Source organism: Clostridium sp. J1101437_171009_A5, assembly GCF_015547905.1.
GTDB classification, from domain to species: Bacteria; Bacillota; Clostridia; order Oscillospirales; family Oscillospiraceae; genus Pseudoflavonifractor_A; species Pseudoflavonifractor_A gallinarum.
The window spans coordinates 155834-176658 of the sequence record NZ_JADMVY010000002.1; the positions used below are offsets into that span (position 1 = coordinate 155834).

Annotated in this window: 24 protein-coding genes; all 24 read left to right on the forward strand. The window is 62.5% G+C overall.

All coding sequences use genetic code 11. The features are described from left to right. The 24 genes from cmk (at position 1) to rlmN (ending at position 20810) form a co-directional block, all read left to right on the forward strand. The gene (gene cmk / locus I2C21_RS04195) at positions 1–678 is read left to right on the forward strand and encodes a (d)CMP kinase (RefSeq protein WP_101693137.1); all 678 of its coding nucleotides are present in this window, start codon (positions 1–3) and stop codon (positions 676–678) included. After that, positions 675–1274 (forward strand): lysophospholipid acyltransferase family protein, encoded by a 600-nt coding sequence (locus I2C21_RS04200; protein ID WP_101693136.1) that lies wholly within the window; start codon positions 675–677, stop codon positions 1272–1274. Before cmk ends, I2C21_RS04200 begins: the two co-directional genes overlap by 4 nt. Beyond that, positions 1271–3226, forward strand: coding sequence for a bifunctional 4-hydroxy-3-methylbut-2-enyl diphosphate reductase/30S ribosomal protein S1 (locus I2C21_RS04205; RefSeq protein WP_101693135.1), 1956 nt, complete (start codon positions 1271–1273; stop codon positions 3224–3226). The genes I2C21_RS04200 and I2C21_RS04205 overlap by 4 nt, the downstream gene beginning before the upstream one ends. A 209-nt stretch (positions 3227–3435) precedes the next feature. Then, positions 3436–3912, forward strand: a complete 477-nt coding sequence (locus tag I2C21_RS04210) for a CarD family transcriptional regulator (RefSeq protein WP_101693134.1) — start codon at positions 3436–3438, stop codon at positions 3910–3912. A 98-nt stretch (positions 3913–4010) separates the two neighbouring features. Further along, positions 4011–4745, forward strand: a complete 735-nt coding sequence (gene ispD, locus I2C21_RS04215; protein ID WP_195278596.1) for a 2-C-methyl-D-erythritol 4-phosphate cytidylyltransferase — start codon at positions 4011–4013, stop codon at positions 4743–4745. Further along, complete coding sequence (gene ispF / locus I2C21_RS04220) at positions 4742–5212, forward strand: 2-C-methyl-D-erythritol 2,4-cyclodiphosphate synthase (protein WP_193536787.1); 471 nt, start codon at positions 4742–4744, stop codon at positions 5210–5212. The genes ispD and ispF overlap by 4 nt, the downstream gene beginning before the upstream one ends. Before the next feature lie 57 nt (positions 5213–5269). Further along, the gene (locus tag I2C21_RS04225) at positions 5270–5524 is read left to right on the forward strand and encodes a putative Se/S carrier protein (RefSeq protein WP_101693131.1); all 255 of its coding nucleotides are present in this window, start codon (positions 5270–5272) and stop codon (positions 5522–5524) included. Continuing rightward, positions 5521–6663, forward strand: coding sequence for an aminotransferase class V-fold PLP-dependent enzyme (locus tag I2C21_RS04230; protein ID WP_195278597.1), 1143 nt, complete (start codon positions 5521–5523; stop codon positions 6661–6663). Before I2C21_RS04225 ends, I2C21_RS04230 begins: the two co-directional genes overlap by 4 nt. A 316-nt stretch (positions 6664–6979) precedes the next feature. Further along, complete coding sequence (gene cdaA, locus I2C21_RS04235) at positions 6980–7867, forward strand: diadenylate cyclase CdaA (protein ID WP_101693129.1); 888 nt, start codon at positions 6980–6982, stop codon at positions 7865–7867. Further along, positions 7845–9086, forward strand: coding sequence for a CdaR family protein (locus I2C21_RS04240; protein ID WP_193536783.1), 1242 nt, complete (start codon positions 7845–7847; stop codon positions 9084–9086). Before cdaA ends, I2C21_RS04240 begins: the two co-directional genes overlap by 23 nt. Before the next feature lie 77 nt (positions 9087–9163). Continuing rightward, complete coding sequence (locus I2C21_RS04245) at positions 9164–9586, forward strand: SoxR reducing system RseC family protein (RefSeq protein ID WP_101693127.1); 423 nt, start codon at positions 9164–9166, stop codon at positions 9584–9586. 10 nt (positions 9587–9596) lie between these two features. Next, positions 9597–10484, forward strand: a complete 888-nt coding sequence (locus I2C21_RS04250) for a DUF5685 family protein (protein ID WP_195278598.1) — start codon at positions 9597–9599, stop codon at positions 10482–10484. After that, positions 10481–11086: a J domain-containing protein gene (locus tag I2C21_RS04255; RefSeq protein WP_186963816.1), complete on the forward strand. Its 606-nt coding sequence runs from the start codon at positions 10481–10483 to the stop codon at positions 11084–11086. The genes I2C21_RS04250 and I2C21_RS04255 overlap by 4 nt, the downstream gene beginning before the upstream one ends. A 1-nt stretch (position 11087) precedes the next feature. After that, positions 11088–11615, forward strand: coding sequence for a hypothetical protein (locus I2C21_RS04260; protein ID WP_193536779.1), 528 nt, complete (start codon positions 11088–11090; stop codon positions 11613–11615). 103 nt (positions 11616–11718) lie between these two features. Continuing rightward, positions 11719–12585, forward strand: a complete 867-nt coding sequence (locus tag I2C21_RS04265; protein WP_180956851.1) for a YicC/YloC family endoribonuclease — start codon at positions 11719–11721, stop codon at positions 12583–12585. Positions 12586–12600: 15 nt separating this feature from the next. Beyond that, on the forward strand, positions 12601–12870 hold the full coding sequence (gene remA / locus I2C21_RS04270) for an extracellular matrix/biofilm regulator RemA (RefSeq protein WP_101693122.1): 270 nt from the start codon (positions 12601–12603) through the stop codon (positions 12868–12870). Beyond that, positions 12867–13490: a guanylate kinase gene (gene gmk, locus I2C21_RS04275; protein WP_101693121.1), complete on the forward strand. Its 624-nt coding sequence runs from the start codon at positions 12867–12869 to the stop codon at positions 13488–13490. Before remA ends, gmk begins: the two co-directional genes overlap by 4 nt. A gap of 46 nt (positions 13491–13536) precedes the next feature. Further along, on the forward strand, positions 13537–13734 hold the full coding sequence (rpoZ, locus tag I2C21_RS04280) for a DNA-directed RNA polymerase subunit omega (RefSeq protein ID WP_101693120.1): 198 nt from the start codon (positions 13537–13539) through the stop codon (positions 13732–13734). 84 nt (positions 13735–13818) lie between these two features. Further along, the gene (priA, locus tag I2C21_RS04285; RefSeq protein WP_195278599.1) at positions 13819–16293 is read left to right on the forward strand and encodes a replication restart helicase PriA; all 2475 of its coding nucleotides are present in this window, start codon (positions 13819–13821) and stop codon (positions 16291–16293) included. Between the two features lie 13 nt (positions 16294–16306). Then, the gene (gene def / locus I2C21_RS04290; protein WP_101693118.1) at positions 16307–16792 is read left to right on the forward strand and encodes a peptide deformylase; all 486 of its coding nucleotides are present in this window, start codon (positions 16307–16309) and stop codon (positions 16790–16792) included. 4 nt (positions 16793–16796) lie between these two features. Next, positions 16797–17720 (forward strand): methionyl-tRNA formyltransferase, encoded by a 924-nt coding sequence (gene fmt, locus I2C21_RS04295; RefSeq protein WP_195278600.1) that lies wholly within the window; start codon positions 16797–16799, stop codon positions 17718–17720. Positions 17721–17760: 40 nt separating this feature from the next. Next, positions 17761–18450, forward strand: coding sequence for a zinc metallopeptidase (locus I2C21_RS04300; RefSeq protein WP_101693116.1), 690 nt, complete (start codon positions 17761–17763; stop codon positions 18448–18450). A 3-nt stretch (positions 18451–18453) separates the two neighbouring features. Further along, positions 18454–19785 carry a 16S rRNA (cytosine(967)-C(5))-methyltransferase RsmB gene (gene rsmB, locus I2C21_RS04305; RefSeq protein WP_195278601.1) on the forward strand — a complete coding sequence of 444 codons (1332 nt, stop codon included), beginning with the start codon at positions 18454–18456 and terminating at the stop codon, positions 19783–19785. Further along, positions 19782–20810 (forward strand): dual-specificity RNA methyltransferase RlmN, encoded by a 1029-nt coding sequence (gene rlmN / locus I2C21_RS04310; protein WP_101693114.1) that lies wholly within the window; start codon positions 19782–19784, stop codon positions 20808–20810. Before rsmB ends, rlmN begins: the two co-directional genes overlap by 4 nt. Positions 20811–20825: the final 15 nt, after the last annotated feature.

Below are 20825 nucleotides of genomic sequence, written 5' to 3' on the forward strand. Positions count from 1 at the left end.
ATGGGATACAAAAGCATTGCCATCGACGGCCCCTCCGGTGCGGGAAAGAGCACCCTGGCCCGGCGGTTGGCTGAGGCCATGGGCTATCTCTATGTGGATACCGGGGCTATCTACCGTACGCTGGGGCTGGCGGCCCTGCGCCACGGCGTGGATGCCGAGGACAGCAGCGGCGTGATCGCGCTGCTGGGGCAGGTCGCCATCGACCTGCGGCACGGGGAGGACGGACTGCAGCACATGTACCTGGACGGGGAGGATGTGAGCACGGCCATCCGGGAGCCTAGCGTCTCCCGGTATGCCTCGGGCGTGTCCGCCATCCCGGAGGTGCGGGCCTTCCTGATGGACATGCAGCGGGATCTGGCCCGCCGTCAGAATGTGATCATGGACGGACGGGACATCGGCACCGTGGTGCTGCCCGACGCGGACGTGAAGATCTTCCTCACCGCCACGGCGGAGGACCGCGCCCGGCGGCGGTATGCCGAGCTGACCGAGCGGGGGACTGACACCGACTTTGACACCGTGCTGCGGGACATCATCGCCCGGGACGAAAAAGACACCCAGCGTGCGGCGGCTCCTCTGCGCCAGGCGGAGGACGCCATTGCGGTGGATACCACCGGCAACACCCTGGAGGAGAGCTTCCGGCAGCTCCTGGGCGTGGTGAGAGCGGGGGTGGGTCTGTGAGAGGCTGGTATACCTTTCTCTATTGTCTCGTCTATCCCGTATTCAATCTGGTCCACCCCGGAAAGGTGATCGGACGGGAGAACATCCCCGACGGCGCGGTTATGATCTGCTGCAATCACACCAGTGACAGTGATCCGCTCTTCCTCTGCTATGCCTTCCGTCTCAAGCACCAGATCCGGGCCATGGCAAAGATCGAGCTGATCCGCATCCCCGTGATCGGATGGCTGCTGAGCAAGGCGGGCATCTTCGGCGTGGACCGGGGAAAGAGCGACATCGGCGCCATCAAGCAGGCCATGAAGTATCTGCGGGAGGGCGAGAAGGTACTGATTTTCCCCGAGGGAACCCGGGTCCGCTCCAGCCGGGGCGACGTGAGCCAGCCCAAGGCGGGCGCCGCCATGCTGGCGGTGCGGTGCGGCGTTCCCATCCTGCCGGTCTACGTGCCGGAGCACAAGCGCTGGTTCCGCCGCACGCCGGTGGTGATCGGGGAGGCCTTCACGCCCACCGTCGCCACCCGCAAGGGGACCCAGGAGGAGTATGAGGCCATCACCGCCGATCTGATGGCGCGGATCCGTGCGTTGGAGGCGCAGGCCAGATGAGCCGGCTGACACTGGCCCGCTCCGCGGGCTTCTGCTATGGCGTGCGCCGGGCGGTGACCATGGCGGAGGAGGCTGCCCAGTCGGGCCGCCCCTGCGTGATGCTGGGCCATATCATCCACAACGGAAGCGTGATCGAGCAGCTGGAGAAGGCCGGCGTGCAGGTCGTCCACAGCGTGGAGGAGGTGCCCACGGGCGCGGCCGTCATCATCCGCTCCCACGGGGAGGGCCGGGCGGTCTATGAGCGCTTGCAGGAGCGGGGGGCAGAGATCATTGATACCACCTGCCCCAACGTCTCCCACATCCACCGCCTGGTCTCCCAGGCAGAGGAGGAGGGGCGCATCCCGGTCATCATCGGCACGCCCACCCATCCGGAGGTGGAGGCCATCGCCGGCTGGTGCCGCAATCCGGTGGTGCTCTCCGGTCCGGACGCGCTGGAAAACTGGCTGAGGGAGCATCCGGAGCTGCGTACGCAGCCCATCACCATGGTTTCCCAGACCACCTCGACCCAAAAGAAGTGGAATTTGTGCGTAGAAAAAGCAAAAAAAGAGTGTACAAATTTAAAAATTTTTGATACAATATGTAATGCTACGTGCAAACGGCAGAGTGAGGCCCAGGAGTTGGCGGCCCAAAATGACGCGATGATCGTCATCGGCGGCCGCGATAGCTCCAACACCAGGCGCCTCACGGAGCTTTGCGCGGCACTCTGCCCGACGGTCTGCTGGATCGAGCGGGCGGAGGAACTGGAACCTTCCAACCTGTACGGGAAGGCTTCTATAGGAATCACCGCGGGCGCGTCGACACCCGGGTGGATTATAAAGGAGGTCTATGACAAAATGAGCGCAGAAAACATGGAGATCGAAGAATCCTTTGCTGAAATGCTGGAGAAGTCGATCAAAACTTTAAATACAGGGGAGAAGGTTACCGGCGTCGTCACTGGCATTACGCCCACCGAGATCTACGTCGATCTGGGTACCAAGCATGCCGGTTACATACCGGTGTCTGAGCTGACCGACGATCCCACTGTAAAGGTCGAGGACATTGTGAAGGTGGGCGACGAGATCGAGACCTACGTCATGCGTGTCAACGATCAGGAGGGTGTTGTCACCCTGTCCAAGAAGCGCCTGGATACCGTCAAGAGCTGGGACGATATCGAGCAGGCCAAGGACGACCAGACTGTGGTCGAGGGCGTCGTCACCGAGGAGAACAAGGGCGGCGTGGTCGTGAGCGTCAAGGGCGTTCGCGTGTTCGTGCCCGCTTCCCAGACCGGCCTGGCCCGCGATGTGGCCATGACCGAGCTGGTCAAGCAGCATGTCCGTCTCCGCATCACCGAGGTCAACCGTGCCCGCCGCCGCGTGGTGGGTTCCATCCGCGCCGTGGCCGCTGCCGAGCGCGCCGAGAAGGCCGCTAAGGTGTGGGAGGAGATCGAGGAAGGCAAGCGCTACACCGGCGTTGTGAAGTCCCTGACTTCTTACGGCGCCTTTGTGGACATCGGCGGCGTGGACGGCATGGTCCACATCTCCGAGCTCTCCTGGAGCCGCATCAAGCACCCCTCCGAGGTGGTGAAGGTGGGCGACACCGTCGAGGTCTATGTCATCGCCGCTGACAAGGAGAAGAAGAAGATCTCCCTGGGCATGAAGGACCGCACCGAGGATCCCTGGGCCAAGTTCACCGCTACCTATGATGTGGGCTCCGTGGCCAACGTCAAGGTGGTCAAGCTGATGACCTTCGGCGCCTTTGCCGAGATCGTCCCCGGCGTGGACGGCCTGATCCACATCTCTCAGATCGCCGATCACCGCATCGAGAAGCCCGGCGACGTGCTGAGCGAGGGCCAGATGGTGGACGTGAAGGTCACCGACATCGACTTCGAGAACAAGAAGGTGTCTCTGTCCATCCGTGCTCTGCTGGACGAGCAGGCCGATGCCGCTGAGGATGAGGACGGCTCCGCTGAGTAATTTCTCTATCTGATAAAAGCAGCTCACTTTGAACAAAAGTGGGCTGCTTTTTTTAAAAACTGCTCATTTTCCTTGCAAAAGGCGGGGAAATGGTCTATAATACAATTAGTATTATGGGCTGTCTCCGACGCAGGGAACAAGCCCCATACCGAAATTGGCAAACAACGTGAGAATCATTCACAGGCTCAAACGGTTTGGGAGGTGGGATCATGTTTCAGGTAGGCGATAAAATCGTCCATCCAATGCATGGTGCTGGTGTCATTGACAGTATCGTGCAGAAGAAGGTCAACGGAGTGCTGCGGGAATACTATATCTTAAAGCTTCCTCTGAATGGGATGCTTGTCATGATCCCGACGCACAACAGTGAGGAGATCGGCGTACGTCCCATTGTGGAGGGGGAAGAGGCAGACCGTGTGATCGCGGCCATTCCCAGCATGGACGTGGAGATGGATTCCAACTGGAACCGGCGCTATCGGGAGAATATGCTGCGGCTGAAAAGCGGCGACCTCCTGGAGGTGGCCCGGGTGGTAAAGGGACTGGTGCGCCGGGACGGAGAGCGCGGCCTCTCCACCGGGGAGCGGAAGATGCTCCACTCGGCCAAACAGATCCTGATCTCGGAGATCGTCCTCTCCCAGAATTCCAGTTATGAAGCGGTAGAGGCCCGCATTGATTCTGCCCTGGCATAATAAGATGGGAGAGACGGCGACAGCGTGGACCCATCGAGCAAGAGGGAGCCTTCGGGCTCCTTTTCTTGTGGCCAGCAGAGGAAAGGAAGGAAACGAACATGGCAGAATGGCTCAAACGGCTGCTGAAGCGAAACCGGGAACAGCAGGCCTTTTGTACCGCGGTAGTCCCGGCTGCCGGATCCTCCACCCGCATGGGGGGACAGGATAAGATATTGCTTACGCTGGGGGATGTGCCGGTCCTGATGCACACGCTGCGCGCACTGGACAGCTGCCCCCGTATCCAGGAGATCGTGGTGGTCACCCGGGAGGATCTGATCGTGCCCATCAGCCAGCTCTGCCGGGAGGGTGGATTTACCAAGATCAAATCGGTGGTCGTGGGCGGGGCGAGCCGGGCGGAATCCGTGCTGCGGGGCATCCGAGAGGCCAGCGAGGAGGCCGAGCTCATTGCCATTCACGACGGGGCCCGTCCCCTGGTCAGCCAGGCGGTGCTGGATGAGGTCATCCGCAAGGCGGAGGAGTGCGGCGCGGCGGCCCCCGCGGTGCCGGTCAAGGACACGATCAAGCAGGCAGTCGGAGGGATCGTGGAACGGACGCCCGACCGCTCAGAGCTTTTTGCAGTACAGACGCCCCAGGTCTTTGATGCCGCGCTGATCCGGGGTGCGCTGGCCAAGGCGCTGGAGGAGGGGGCCGCCCTCACGGACGACTGCTCCGCGGTGGAGCGGATCGGGATGAAAGTCTCTCTGACCGGAGGGGACTATACGAATTTGAAGATCACCACGCCGGAGGACTTGGTCCTGGCGGAGGCGCTGTTGGAGTGGAGGGAGAAGCCGTGAGAATCGGACATGGTTATGATGTACATAAATTGGTGGAGGGACGCCGCCTCATCCTGGGCGGGGTGGAGATCCCCTATGAGCGGGGACTGCTGGGCCACTCGGACGCGGATGTCCTGACCCATGCGGTGATGGACGCGCTCCTGGGGGCCGCGGGGCTCTGGGACATCGGCCATGCCTTTCCGGACAGCGATCCGGCCTATGAGGGCGCGGACAGCCTGGTGCTGCTGGACCGGGTCATGGAGATGCTGCGCGGGAAAGGATACCGGGTGGGCAACGTGGACGCCACCATCCTGGCCCAGCGGCCCAAGCTGGCCCCCCACATTCCCCAGATGCGCGCCAATCTGGCCAAGCGTATGGGAATCGGGGAGGACCGGGTCAACGTCAAGGCCACCACGGAAGAGGGGCTGGGCTTTACCGGCGCCGGCGAGGGCATGGCCGCTCACGCGGTGGCGCTGCTGGAGGAGTAGCCATGGAACCGCACCTCCCGCCCCGGCATACGATGGGGCGAGAGGAGCGTTTGAACCATGGTCTATTATCTTATCGTCTGCCGTTCCCTGACCTATGCGCAGCGGACCGCCGCTGTGTTGGAGCGGGTAGGCATTACGGCGCATATCCTGCGTTCGCCGAAAGTGATTGCCGGAGAGGGATGCGGATACTCGGTCAAGGTGGCACAGCGAAACCTGTCCGACGCCCTGCGCATCCTGGTCCAAGCGGGATTGGGGCCGAAGCGGGTCTTTATTATGGAGAGCGACGGCAGCTATAAAGAGGTGCTGCTATGATTTACCTGGACAGTGCTGCCACCACGCTCCAAAAGCCGGACACCGTCGCAAGGGCCGTCGCACAGGCGGTCCATACCATGACCACCCCCGGGCGGGGCGGCTACCGCCCGGCCCAACGGGCGGCGGACACGGCATTCGCCTGCCGGATGGCTGCGGCGGAGCTCTTTGACATGCCGGAGCACCCGGAACGGGTGATTTTTACCAGCAATGCCACACATGCCCTCAATCTGGCCATCAAAACCCTGGTGCATCCCGGAGACCGGGTGGTCATTTCGGGCTATGAGCACAATGCCGTCACCCGGCCGCTGGTGGCCCTCGGCGCGGAGACGCTGGTGGCGCAGGCCCCGCTCTTCCGGCCCGAGGTCCTGCTGCGGCAGATGGAAGAGGCGATCACCGACCGGACTGCGGCAGTCGTCTGCACCCACGTGTCCAATGTGTTTGGCTATGTGCTGCCGGTGCACGAGATCGCGGCCATCTGCCGGGAGAGGGGAGTCCCGTTTGTACTGGACGCCTCCCAGTCGGCCGGAGTGATCCCCATCTCCTGCAAGGAGTTGGGGGCGGACTTTGTCGCCATGCCGGGACACAAGGGTCTCTATGGCCCCCAGGGGACCGGACTGCTGCTCTGTGCCCGGGAGGATGTGAACACCCTTCTGGAGGGCGGAACGGGCAGCGCCTCGGCGTTGCCGGGTATGCCCGAGGTCCTGCCGGACCGCCTGGAGGCGGGGACCCACAACATGCCCGGCATTGCCGGACTGCTGGAGGGACTGCGCTTCGTGAAGCGGACCGGGATCGGCCGGATCCGCGCCCACGAGGAGCGCATGATCCGCACCACGGTCCAGCTGCTGCGGGGGATGGACGGGGTGACCCTCTATGCCTCTCCCGACCCGGGGCTGCAAACCGGCGTACTCTCCCTGTGTATGGAAGGGATGGAGTGCGAACAGGTGGGAGAAGTGCTGGGGAAGCGGGGCGTGGCCGTGCGCGCCGGACTCCACTGTGCGCCGCTGGCCCACCGCACCGCCGGTACCTTTGAGACCGGGACCATACGGATGAGTGTTTCCGCCTTCACCATGGAATCGGAGATCCGGCGGTTCGCCCACATGCTGCGGGAGATCCGGCGAAATGGGGCACAGGCGGTTTAAAAGGGGAGCTCCAGGCCCGGTGCGGCTTGGAGCTCCTTTCCTGTCATGATCGGATTGATATCACGCTAAAGAGAGGCGTGATGGGGAGAATTGGCCCCATCCTGCGAAAATAGGCGGGATGGGTCGGAAATGCTGTGAATAAATTGAAAATTATTTGTAAACAGACCGAAAGAACCAAAAGATTCCCGGCCTTACTTCTTGCCAATATTGCGGAAAGACAGTATAATAATGAAGTTAAAGGGCCCGGTATGTTTGTGTGAACGATCGGGTGAGCACAGGGCGCACACCATGCGTTCGACATGGGGAGTAGTGGGAAATGGAACATCTATACCAGTTTATGCAGGTTGTCCTCAATTATCTCCGTTTGATCCACGTCACCGATTTTATTGATATCGGCATCATGGCCTTTATCATCTACCGGGTGATCATTTTGATCCGGCGGAGCAGCTCCGGCCAGGTGGCCAAGGGAGTCGTTCTGATTCTGGCGGCCCTGTGGCTTTCACAGCTGCTGAAACTGAATACGGTGAACTACTTCCTGGGGAAGACGGTAGAGTGGGGCGTTCTGGCTCTGGTGGTGCTCTTTCAGCCGGAGATCCGGAAGATGCTGGAGCAGGTGGGCAACAGCCGCCTGGGAAATGTCTTTGGGAAAGCAGAGGCGCCGGATGAGATCGAGCATGCCATCCAGCAGACGGTGGAGGCCTATGCCTCTCTCTCCAAGAGCAAGACGGGCGCGCTCATGGTCTTTGAGCGGAAAAATCTCTTTGACGACTCCATCAAGACCGGCACTTCGCTGGACTGTTCGGTGAGCAGTGAGCTGCTGAAGAACCTCTTCTGGAACAAGGCGCCCCTCCATGACGGCGCGGTCATCGTCCGCAACGGGCGGATCGTGGGCGCCGGATGCGTGCTGCCCCTCTCCGGAAATGTGAACCTGTCCCGGGATCTGGGCATGCGCCACCGGGCCGGGATCGGCGCCAGCGAACATTCGGACGCGGTGGTGGCCATCGTCTCGGAGGAGACCGGCTCCATCTCGGTGGCGGTGGGCGGAATGCTCAAGCGCCATCTGGCCCCGGAGACGCTGGAGCGGCTTCTGCGCAATGAGCTCCTTCCCAAGAATGAGGAGGATGAGAGCCAGCGCTTCAAGCTCTTCAACCTGTTGAAAGCCATGAAAGGAGGTCAGCGTGATGGAGAACATAAGGGAGAGTAAGTGGCTCTATATCGTACTGTCTCTGCTGCTGGCCATCTTTCTCTGGCTCTATGTAGGCAGCGGAGAGGGCCGGGAGGAGATCAACACGATCCGCAACATTCCCGTGACCTTCACCAATGTGGAGACCCTGGAGGAGCGCGGCCTGATGATCTCGGAGGGCGCGGAGCAGACCATTACCCTGGAGATTAAATCCACCCGGAGCGTGGCCATGAAGCTGTCTGAGAAGGGGGCAGTCACCGCAGTGGTGGATGTCTCCAAGATCACCGCTCCGGGCTCCTACACCACGGGCTATCAGCTCAACACGCCCAGCAGCGTCAGCCAGATCAGCTACAGCGTGGTGGGCAATGTACAGAATATCTCCTACACCGTGGCCCGCCGCTCGGACCGGCAGGTTGAGGTGCGCGGCGTCTTTAACGGCGAGGTGGCCGACGGCTTCCAGCGGGGCGAATTCTCCATCACGCCGGGCAGCATCACGGTCAGCGGCGAGGAGGAAAATGTCAACCAGGTCGACTATGCCCTCGTGACGGTCACCCGGGAGGACGAGCCGCTCTCCGCCACCTTTACCGGAACCATGCCCTTCCAGCTGATCGGCTTTGACGGACAGGTGCTGGATGCCAAGGCGCTGAGACTGACTACCAATGTGGACATGGTGGACGTGACCCTCCCGGTGGTGAAGCTCAAGGAGATCCCGCTGACCGTGGATATCCTGCCCGGAGGCGGCGCCACCGCGGACAACGCAGAGGTACACATTGAGCCGGAGACCATTACCGTTTCCGGAGATGAGGAAGCGCTGGACTCCGTGACCAAGATCGTGTTGGGCCAGATCGACCTTCAGACGATCTTTGATCAGAACACGATCACCTTCCCCATCGACGTGGGTACCCATCTGGAAAATGTCAGCGGTGTGACCGAGGCCACCGTGACGGTCAAGATCACCGGACTGACCACCCGCACATTGGAAGTGGACAATATCAACTTCATCAATGTGCCGGAGGGATATACGCCGGAGAAGGTGACCCTCTCCTGCCTGGTGCAGATCCGCGGGGAGGAAGAGGCCGTGAATGCGGTGATCCCGTCCCAGCTGCGGGTGGTGGCCGATCTGAAGGATGCCGGACCGGGCAGCCAGACGGTGAACGCCACGGTCTATCTGGACGGCAGCAGCAGCGTGGGCGTCGTCGGCGGAGACTACAAAGTGGTCGTCAATCTGCGGCGTAATTAAAGAAGCATACGAGAAACACGGTGGGACGGGCGCAATGCGTCCGTCCCACACAGCAACTAGGTAATAAGAGGTTAGATATGGAACAGATCGCAAGAGTAAATCGGGTGGTCAGCGACACCGTGGCAGAGATCGCTGTGAAGCGGAAATCGGCCTGCGGGCATGACTGCTCCCAGTGCGGAGGCGGATGCAGCGAGATGCTGGTACAGAGCGAAGTGACCGCCATGGCCTTTAATCCGCTCCACGCCAGGGCGGGGGACACGGTACAGGTAGAGAGTGAGACAAAACAGGTGCTCAGCATCGCGGCCATCGTCTATCTGGTGCCGCTGATCCTCTTTTTCCTGCTCTATGCCGTGGGGCGTATGATTGCTCATGTGGAATCTGTCTCCATTGCGCTGGGCGGACTGGGCTTCTTTGTGGGGATCGCGGTTGCGGTCTATGCCAACAGCGTGGTCAAGCGCCGCCGGCTCACCTCCTTCCGGATCACCGCTATCCTGGACTGAGACAGAAGCGATGTTTGGATATGTCAGGCCGGTGCGGACGGAGCTGCGGGTATGGGAGTGGGAGCGGTACCGGGAGGCCTACTGCGGTCTGTGTGACACCATGGGCCGCCGCCATGGCTTTCTGGCCCGGATGTTCCTCAACTATGACTTTACCTTTTTGGCTATGCTGCTCCTGCCCGATCTGGGCCGGAGAGAGCGGAGCCGGTGCCGCTGTCCCGCACGGCTGTGGGTATGCCGGAAATCCTGTACGCCCCGGCATGAGATGATGGATCTGGCCGCCGATGAGAGCGTGATTCTCACCTACTGGAAGCTGCGGGACGGTGTACTGGACGGCTCCTTCTGGCAGCGGCAGGGAAGCCGGCTCTTATCCCGCCTGCTGCGTCCGGCCTACCGGAGAGCACAGCGCGCCTGCCCGGGCTTTGCGGAGACCGTGGAGAACTGCCTGGAAGAGCTCCATGTACTGGAGCGGGAGCAGTCCCCCTCGCTGGACCGGACGGCCGATACCTTCGCCCGCATCCTGTCGGCCGCCGGGCCGAAAACGGGGCGTCCGGCGCGGGACCGGGCGATGGAGCAGCTGCTCTACCATGTGGGGCGGTGGATCTATCTGCTGGACGCCTGGGACGACCTGGAGGAGGACCGGCAGTCCGGACAGTATAACCCCATCTTGAAGCGCTTCCCGGACGGGGCACAGGACCACCGGGAGGAGATCGCGCGGACCTTGCTTCACTCCAGAAACCTAGCAGTATCCGCATATGCGCTGCTGGAGGCGGGCGACTGGAGCGGAATTTTAGAAAATATCCTTTACCTTGGCCTTCCCGCCATGGAGCGAAGTGTCTTTGCCCCATCCGACGGAACGGGCCGACGGAATTCTTGCATGCATAGGAGAATGGACAGATGACGGATCCCTACCGTGTTTTGGGCGTGGAGCCCACTGCCAGTGACGACGAGATCAAGCGCGCATACCGGGAGCTGGCCCGGAAGTACCATCCGGACAACTATCAGAACAATCCTCTGGCCGATCTGGCGGAGGAGAAGATGAAAGAGATCAATGAGGCCTACGACCAGATCACGAAGCAGCGCGCCGGAGGGGGCGGGTACAATGCCTCCAATGCCGGCTACCAGCGACAGCAGAGCAGCTATCAGCAGCAGTCCTATTCCGGCGGAAGCGTGTACCAGCAGGCCCGGCAGGCCATCAACCTGGGCGACCTGGGCCGGGCGGAGCAGCTGCTGCGCACCGCGCCCGCCCAGAACGGGGAGTGGCACTTCCTGATGGGCAGCATCGCCTACCGGAAGGGGTGGCTGGACGAGGCCATGCAGCACTATCAGATGGCCTGCCGCATGGACCCCACAAACGGGGAGTACCGCCAGGCGCTGGCCATGATGCAGAACGGCGGGCAGGCATACCGTCCCTACGGATACGGGGGCGGCATGGACGCCTGCGACTGCTGTACCAGTCTGATGTGTCTCAACTGCCTGTGCGGCGGATGCGGAGGGTACTAAGGTGCCCCGCGCACGTTCCGGAGGCGCCAGGGAAGTGGCGCTGCCGGCGGTACTGGCCGCTCTTTCGCTGCTGCTGCTCTATGGGGCCTCCATTGCGCCCAGCGGGCGGATGGGCCTGGTAGCGCTCTCCGGTCTGGTGCCGGCCGCGGCGGTGGTCTCGGGCGGACTGCATGCCGGACTGCTGTGCTATGGCGCGGCTGGGATCCTGGGTTTGCTCCTGGTGCCCGACAAGGGGAGTGCACTGCTCTATCTGCTCTTTTTCGGCCTGTATCCGGTGATCAAGTCCCGGGCCGAGCGGCTGCGGACAAGGCTGGCCGAGTATGGGCTGAAGCTGCTGTGCTTCAACCTGGCGCTGACCATTCTGTGGTTTGGCTTTCGGGGACTCTTTCTCCCGTTCCTGCCGGAGGCTTTGCGCATGACCGCGCTGGTCTACCTGGTGGGCAACCCGGTCTTTCTGGTCTATGATTTTGGATGCTCCAAGGTCATCAGCCTCTATGTGGCGCGCCTTGGCCGCCGGCTGGGGAAATGAGACTTTTCAAGCGGGAGAAATTCTGCTATAATATTCCGATGACTCTGTGTGATGCAGAGCCCCATTCTGAAGAGAAGCGAGGGGAAGCCCTTTGATTAAAAGTATGACCGGTTACGGAAGGGGAGAGGCGGTCCTCCACGGCCGTCCCATCACGGTAGAGCTGCGTTCCGTCAATAACCGCTATCTGGATTGCAATATCAAGCTGCCCCGTATCTATGTCTTTGCGGAGGACGCCATCAAGGCAAAGGTACAGGAGAGTATTTCCCGGGGCAAGGTGGACGTGTTCGTCACCATCGGGCCCTCTGAGGGGGGAGACGTCAACATCTCGGTCAACCGGCCGGTGGCCGACGGCTACTATAAGGCCCTGTGCGACCTGCGGGACAGCTATGGCCTGAAGGATGACATCTCGGTCTCTCTGCTCTCCCGCCTGCCCGACGTGTTCCTGGTGGAGAAGAACCAGGAGGACCTGGAGGCGGTGTCCGCCGACCTGTGCGAGGTGCTGGGCCTGGCCCTGAAGGACTTTGACGCCATGCGCGAGCGGGAGGGCGAGAAGCTGGTGCAGGATGTCCGCTCCCGGGCCGCCACCATCGCCGCCCTCACCGGGAAGGTGGAGGAGCGCTCCCCCGGGATCGTGGCCGATTACCGCGCCCGGCTGGAGTCCAAGATGGCCGAGGTGCTCCAGAATACCCAGATCGATGAGAGCCGCATCCTCACCGAGGCGGCCATCTTTGCGGATAAGGTCGCCGTGGATGAGGAGACCGTCCGTCTGCGCAGCCACCTCTCCCAGCTGGAGCATATGCTCTCCGGAGACGGCCCGGTGGGACGGAAGCTGGACTTCCTGATCCAGGAGTTCAACCGGGAGGCCAATACCATCGGCTCCAAGTGCAGCGATATCGAGACGGCCCGCTATGTGGTGGAGATCAAGGGCGAGATCGAGAAGATCCGCGAGCAGATCCAGAATATTGAGTAACGCGGAGGACGCGGTATGAAACTGATCAACATCGGCTTCGGCAATATGGTCTCCGCAGGACGTCTCATCGCCATCATCAGCCCCGATTCCGCCCCCATCAAGCGAATGATCCAGGAGGCCAGGGACAGCGGCTGTCTCATTGACGCCACCTATGGGCGGCGCACCCGGGCGGTGCTGATTATGGACAGCGACCACATCGTCCTCTCCGCCCTCCAGCCCGAGACCGTAGCGGGACGGCTGGCAGGGAAGGAGACCGGGCCTGAGCCGGAGGAGGATATGGAATGATACGAAAGAAAAAGAAGCGTGGACAGCTGATCGTTTTGTCCGGCCCCTCTGGCGTGGGAAAGAGCACCGTGATCTCCGAGCTGCTCAGTGAGCGCAGCGACATCCATTTCTCGGTCTCCTTCACCACCCGGCAGCCCCGGGTGGGCGAGGCCGACGGTGTGAATTACAATTTCGTCAGCCGGGAAACCTTTGAGGGGATGATCGCCCGGGAGGAGCTTCTGGAGCATGCCGAGTATGTGGGCAACTATTACGGCACCTCCCTCAAGGTCATCCAGGAGAAGCTGGACGCGGGCATCGACGTGCTGCTGGACATTGAGGTGCAGGGCGCGGCCAAGGTCCGGGCCAAGTGCCCGGAGGCGGTGCTGATCTTTATTATTCCGCCCAGCTTTGAAGAGCTCTCCCGCCGGCTCCACCGCCGGGCTACCGATCAGGAGGAGGTCATTCAGGGCCGCCTCCAGAAGGCCCGGGAGGAATACCGGCAGATTCCCAACTACGACTACATGGTGGTCAACGACAAGGTATCCGAGGCTGCGGCCGAGATCATCGCCATCCTGACGGCGGAGGGCTGCCGTACCCGGAACCGGCTTCACCTGGTGGACGATGTCTCGCTGGACCGCTGAGACCACTGCTATACCAAAATAAAAGGTAAAAGGAGTTTGATGCGTTATGATGCTCTATCCCCCCATGAATAAGCTGCTGGAGCAGGTGCCCAGCCGGTACATGCTGGTCAATGTGGTGGCCCAGCGGGCCCGCCAGATCGCCAGTGAGGCGGAGGAGAACGGGATCTCCCTGGACGATAAGCCGGTCACGCTCGCCATCCGTGAGGTGGCGGAGGGCAAGGTCACGCCCCAGGCCGCAGAATAACACGCACAGAAGGGCAAGCGTTGGGGCGGGAGCCCTGGCGCTTGCCTTTTCCCGGATTTGGGGCGGGGAGAAGGAGGAGAGAATATGGAGCAGTCTGTGGCGGCCCGGGTGGCCCTGTCCGCGGCTACCTACGCCATTGACAAGCCCTATACGTACCTGGTTCCCCCGGAGCTGCGGGAGACCCTGTCGCCCGGAATGCGGGTGATCGTGCCCTTCGGGGCGGGAAACCGGCGGACCGAGGGGATCGTGCTCTCCATCGATGAGATCACCGCGCCCGATCCGAAATGCAAGCCCATTTTGACCCAGCTGGACGAGGAGCCTGTGCTGGACGGAGAGGGGCTCCATCTGGCTATCTGGATGCGGGAGCGGTACTTCTGTACGGTCTATGACGCGGCCCGGGCCATGCTCCCGGCCGGACTGTACTTCTCCTTACAGGACCGCTACCGCCTGGCCCCGGGGATCGACCGGGAGGCAGCCTATGAGGCGGCCGGGAACTCGGAATATGCCCGCACCATTGTGGGGATGGTCTGTGCCTCCGGCAGCGCCGAGCTGGGACAGATCCGCGCGGTGTTCGGTACCCGAAACCCCGGACCCGCGCTCAAACAGCTGGTGGACCGGGGCATCCTGGTGTTGGAGACCAGCGCCTCCCGGGGCGTGGGGGACAAGACCGAGCGGGTGGCCGTCCTGGCCGTCCCGCCGGAGGACGCCATGGCACAGGTCACACCCCGCCGGCGGTCGGCCCCCATGCGCTATGCGGTGATGGAGCTGCTGTGCGCCATTGGAGAGGCCTCCACCAAGGAGCTGTGCTATTTTACGGGCGCCTCCATGGAGACCCTGAAATCCCTGCGCAAGAGCGGCCTGATCCGGCTGGAGGAGCGGGAGGCCTTCCGCCGGGTATCGGTGGAGCCCTGCGAACCAGCCGGGCCGGTCTATCTCAACGAGGAGCAGGAGACCGCCTTTCAGGGACTGGACGCACTGGCCCGGACCGGGACAGCGGCCGCGGCGCTCCTCTACGGAGTGACGGGCAGCGGAAAAACTCAGATCTACATCCGGCTCATTCAGGAGAGCCTGAAGCGGGGGAAGAGCACCCTGGTGCTGGTGCCCGAGATCGCGCTGACTCCCCAGCTCCTGCACCACTTTTCCGCCCATTTCGGGGATGCGGTGGCGGTCCTCCACAGCTCGCTGCGGGCGGGGGAGCGCTACGACGAGTGGAAGCGGGCGAAAGCCGGGAAGGCACAGGTGGTGATCGGCACCCGCTCGGCGGTCTTTGCCCCCCTGCGCAATCTGGGACTCATCATCCTGGACGAGGAGCAGGAGGGGAGCTACAAATCGGAGCAGGTCCCCAAATACCATGCCCGGGATGTGGCAAAATACCGCTGTGCCCAGACCGGGGCGCTGCTGGTCCTGGGATCGGCCACGCCGTCCATTGAGAGCATGTATCAGGCGAAACAGGGCGTGTACCACCTCTTCACGCTGCGGCGGCGCTACAATGAGCGGGCCCTTCCCCAGGTGCAGATCGCCGATCTGCGGGAGGAGCTGAAGGCGGGAAACGGCGGCTCCATTGGCCATGCCCTGCGGTCTGCCTTGGAGGAAAATCTCCGGCGGGGGGAGCAGTCCATTCTGTTCCTGAACCGGCGGGGGGCCAGCCGTATGCTCTCCTGCGGGGAGTGCGGTGAGGCGCCCACCTGCCCCCGCTGTTCGGTGTATCTCACCTATCACTCCGCCAACGGGCGGCTCATGTGTCACTGCTGCGGCCACTCGGAGCGGGTCCCGGACGTCTGCCCCAATTGCGGCGGCACCTTCCATTTTATCGGGACCGGGACCCAGCGGGTCCAGGAGGAGCTGGAGGAGATGTTTCCCGGGGTAGAAGTGCTGCGGATGGATACCGACACCATCTCCGCGGTCCACTCCCATGAGAAGCTGCTCGCCCGGTTTGAACAGGAGCGGGTCCCCATTCTGGTGGGGACCCAGATGGTGGCCAAGGGGCTGGATTTTGAGAATGTGACCCTGGTGGGCGTGGTGGCGGCCGACCTGTCCCTCTATGTGGACGACTACCGGGCGGCGGAGCGGACCTTTTCCCTCATCACCCAGGTGGTGGGTCGGGCAGGCCGGGGCGAAAAGACCGGCCGGGCGCTCATCCAGACCTATACGCCGGAAAATGACGTGATTATCTTTGCGGCGGCGCAGAACTACGACGCCTTTTATGAACAGGAGATCGGCCTGCGGGAGCTGCGGGGTTGCCCGCCCTTCCGGGATCTCTTTGTACTCACCGCCTCGGGGACGACGGAGAGCGCCGTCTTACAGACCTGCATGCGCCTGCGGCGCAGTCTGGAGGAGTGGCTGCGCCAGCCGCCCTATGAGGGGTACCGCTCCCAGCTGCTGGGCCCGGCGCCGGCGGCCATCGCCAAGGTGAACAACCGCTACCGCTACCGCCTGACCCTGAGTACCCGAAATGACAAGCGCATGCGTGCGCTGGTGGCCCATCTGCTCTGCTGCGCACAGAAAGATAAAGAAAACCGGGGCGTATCCGTCTATGCGGATGTGAATCCCCTGGATTAGGAGGAAGATTACCATGGCACTGAGAACGATTCTGACAGACGAAGATCCGGCCCTGCACAAGGTCTGCCGGCCCTATACGGTTTTTGACGAGCGGCTGTGGTCCCTGCTGGACGACATGAAGGAGACCCTGGCCCACGCCAACGGCGCGGGACTGGCCGCACCTCAGATCGGCATTCTGCGCCGTGCGGTCATCGTGGTGGACGGCAACGACGAGATGCTGGAGCTGGTCAACCCGGAGATCATCTGGACCGACGGGGAGCAGGAGGGCTTTGAGGGCTGCCTGAGCGTCCCGGGCCGCTGGGGCGTGGTCAAGCGCCCCATGAAGGTGCGCGTCCGCGCCCAGGACCGCCACGGCAACTGGTTCGAGGCCGAGGGCGAGGAGATTGTGGCCCGCTGCTTCTGCCATGAGCTGGAGCATCTGGAGGGCCACCTCTTCACCGAGCGCAGTGACAAGCTCTATACTACGGAAGAGCTGGACGCCATGATGGAGCGTGAGTAAGAGTATGCGGATCGTTTTTATGGGTACCCCTGCATTTGCGGTGCCCTCTCTGGAAAAGCTAATCGAGGCCGGACATGAGATCGTTGGGATCTTTACCCAGCCGGACAAACCTAAGAACCGGGGCATGAAGCTCCTTCCGCCGCCGGTGAAGGTGTGCGCGCAGGAGCACGAGATCCCGGTCTATCAGCCCACCAAGCTGCGGGACGGCACAGCGCTGGCCCAGATCCAGGCCCTCGCCCCGGAGCTTATCGTGGTGGCCGCCTACGGGCGCATTCTGCCCGATGAGATCCTGGATTACCCGAAGCTGGGGTGCATCAATGTCCACTCCTCGCTGCTGCCCCGCTACCGTGGAGCGGCTCCTATCAACTGGGCCATCCTCAACGGGGATGAGAAAACCGGCGTGACCATCATGCACATGGCCACCGAGCTGGACGCGGGAGACATCATTACCCAGGCGGAGACCGCCATCGACCCGGATGAGGACGCGGAGACCCTCTATCAGCGTCTGGCTGACATGGGCGGCGCGCTCCTCATCTCCGCGGTGGAGCAGCTTGCCGCCGGGACGGCCACCCGGACGCCCCAGGAAGCGGCGGGCGTGACCCTGGCCCCCATGCTGGGACGGGAGCTCTCGCCCATCGACTGGAAGCGCTCCGCTCAGGAGATCCACAACCAGGTGCGCGGGCTGATCCCCTGGCCCACCGCCACCACGGATGCCATTACGGGCGACACCATGAAGATCCTGGTCACACAGCAGACCGGGGAGCAGACTGGCGCCCCTGCCGGAACCGTGGTGGCCGCTGGAAAGCAGGGCATCGACATGGCGTGCGGGGACGGGAAGATCCTGCGGATCGTGGAGCTCCAGGCAGCGGGCAAGAAGCGCATGAAGGCCGCAGACTACCTGCGGGGCAACCCCATTTCCATTCCCTGAGCGGGAACGGAGGCCGTATCCGGTCAGAAAGGAAACAGCCATGTTTTATTATGATCCTACCTATTGGAGCATCCTGGTCCCCGCCATGCTCATCGCGGCGTGGGCCCAGTGGCGCGTGAGTTCCACCTTCCGCCGGTTCTCCGGTGTCCGCGCCTCCCGGGGCTATACCGGGGCACAGGCCGCCGAGGCGGTATTGCGGGCCCACGGGGTGCACGATGTGCGCATCGAGCGGGTGTCCGGACGGCTCACGGACCATTTTGATCCCCGGAGCAATGTCATCCGCCTGTCGGACAGCGTATATGGCTCCAACAGCGTGGCCGCCATCGGCGTGGCGGCCCACGAGGCGGGGCATGCGGTACAGTATGCGGTGGGATACGGTCCCATCAAGCTGCGCAACGCCATCATCCCGGTGTGCAACTTGGGTTCTCAGCTCTCCATTGTCTTCATCCTGCTGGGGCTGTTTCTCTATATCCAGCCCCTCTTTGCCGTGGGTATCCTGCTGTTCTCGCTGGCCGTGGTGGTGCAGCTGGTCACGCTGCCGGTGGAGTTCAATGCCTCCCACCGGGCGCTGGAGACCCTGAAAAGCACCCATCTCCTGGACGGAGAGGAGCTGAGCGGGGCCCGCAAGGTGCTGGGCGCGGCGGCCATGACCTATGTGGCGGCCCTTCTGGTCTCCCTGGCCCAGCTGCTGCGCTTCCTGCTGGCCTTTGCCGGACGTCGGAGGGACTAAGCGATGGCGCGAGAGAGAAAAAAGAGCGCCCGTGAAGTGGCTCTCCTGGCGCTGCATGCCTGTGAGCAGCAGGGGGCCTGGTCCGACGGCTTTTTGAAGAAGGCCATCCGGGAGGCCGGGCTGGACAGCCGGGACGCCGGGTTCGCCTCCCGGCTCTGTTTTGGAGTTTTGCAGAACCGGATGCTTCTGGATTTTTACCTGGGGCAGTTTTCCAAGCTCCCGCTGGACCGGCTGGAGGCGAAGATCCGCTCCTGCCTGCGTCTGGGCGCCTATCAGATTTTGCTGCTGGACCGTGTGCCGGAGTCGGCAGCCGTCAATGAGTCGGTCAATCTGGCACGCCAGTACGCAAAGAATCCCAGAGCGGCCGGGATGGTAAACGGCATTCTGCGAAACCTGATTCGCAGCCGGGAAACCCTCGGCCTTCCAACCCAGCTGGACATCCGTTATTCCCATCCCGCATGGCTTGTAAAGGAATTTGACCTTGCACTGAATGGGGAGGGCGTGGAGGCCCTGCTGGAGGCCGACAACGCCATTCCGCCCACTATGGCCCAGGTCAACACCACCCACTTCTCCCAGGAGGAGGTCGTGGAGCTGCTGCGGCAGGAGGGGGTGGAGGTACAGCCCCACCCCTGGATTCCGGACTGCCTCCTCTTGCAGGGAACGGGAGATCTGGAGCGGCTGGAGAGCTTCCGCCGGGGTGCGTTCTATATCCAGGACGGCGCCGGAAAACTCTCTGTCCTGGCGGCCGACCCAAGGCCGGGAATGCAGGTGCTGGACGCCTGCGCCGCGCCGGGCGGCAAGAGCTTTGCTGCGGCCATCCGAATGGGCGGACAGGGGGAGATCTGGTCCTGCGACATCCACCCCCACAAGCGGGGATTGATCCAGGCGGGGGCCGAGCGGCTTGGATTTTCCGAGCTGATCCATCCCGCCATTCAGGATGGAAAGCAGTGCCGGGAGGAGTGGATCGGCCGGTTTGACCGGGTGATCGCCGATGTGCCCTGCTCCGGGCTGGGCATCATCCGTAAGAAGCCGGATATCCGCTATAAGGACCCGGAGCCCCTGGCAGGACTCCCCGCCATTCAGAGCGCGATCCTGGAGAATGTATCCCGCTATGTCAAGCCGGGCGGGGCGCTTCTCTACTCCACCTGTACCTTGCTCCGGCGGGAAAATGAGGGTGTGGTGGAGGCTTTCCTTGAAAAGCATTCTGACTTTACATTAGAGCGTTTTCAACTGCCCGGACCGGTTGGAGCGGTCGAGGGCGGCATGCTGACCCTCTGGCCGCACCTGCATGGGACAGACGGATTCTTCTTTGCGAAATTGAGGAGGGCGACATGACCGATATCAAATCCATGAATCAGGAGGAGCTGTCCTCCTTTCTCAAAGAGCTGGGGCAGCCGGCCTTTCGGGCCAAGCAGGTCTTCCAGTGGCTCCACCGGGGCGTCCGCTCCTTTGACGAGATGACCAACCTCTCCAAGGCCCTGCGGGAACAGCTGGCTCAGAGCTGCCTGCTCGCGCCTCCTACGGTAGAGCGCAAGCAGGTCTCCGCCCTGGATGGGACCATCAAGTACCTGTGGCGTCTGCACGACGGAAACTGCATCGAAACCGTTCTGATGCGCTACAAACATGGGAATACTGTGTGCATCTCCTCCCAGGTGGGATGCCGGATGGGATGCGCTTTCTGCGCCTCCACAATCGCTGGCAAGGTAAGAGACTTGACACCTGCTGAAATGCTGGATCAGGTCCTGTTCACCCAGATCGATTCGGGGGCACCCATCTCCAACATCGTGCTCATGGGCATCGGCGAGCCGCTGGACAATTTCGACACCGTCATGCGCTTTCTGGAGCTGGTCAACCACCCGGACGGGATGAACATCGGCATGCGCCATATCTCGCTGTCCACCTGCGGGTTGGTCGACCGGATCGATGAGCTGGCCAAACGGCAGCTCCAGCTGACCCTGTCCGTCTCCCTCCACGCACCGGACGACGAGACCCGCTCCAAGATCATGCCGGTGAACAAGAGTGTGGGGGTGGAGCGGCTCTTTGCCAGCTGCCGGCGGTATTTTGAGCAGACCGGCCGGCGGATCTCCTATGAGTATGCCATGATCGACGGGGTCAACGACACGGACTGGCAAGCAGATCTACTTGCCAGCCATTTGAAGGGAACGCCGGGGCATGTGAACCTGATCCCGCTCAACGAGGTCAAGGAGAGCCCGCTGCGTCCCAGCCGCCGGGTGGCTGCATTCCAAAAACGTCTGGAGTCCCAGGGCGTGACCGTGACGGTACGGCGCAAACTGGGTGGCGATATCGACGCCTCCTGCGGGCAGCTCCGCCGCAAGCAGATGCTGGAGGAGCAGGCCTGAGAAGGGGCTGTGCGA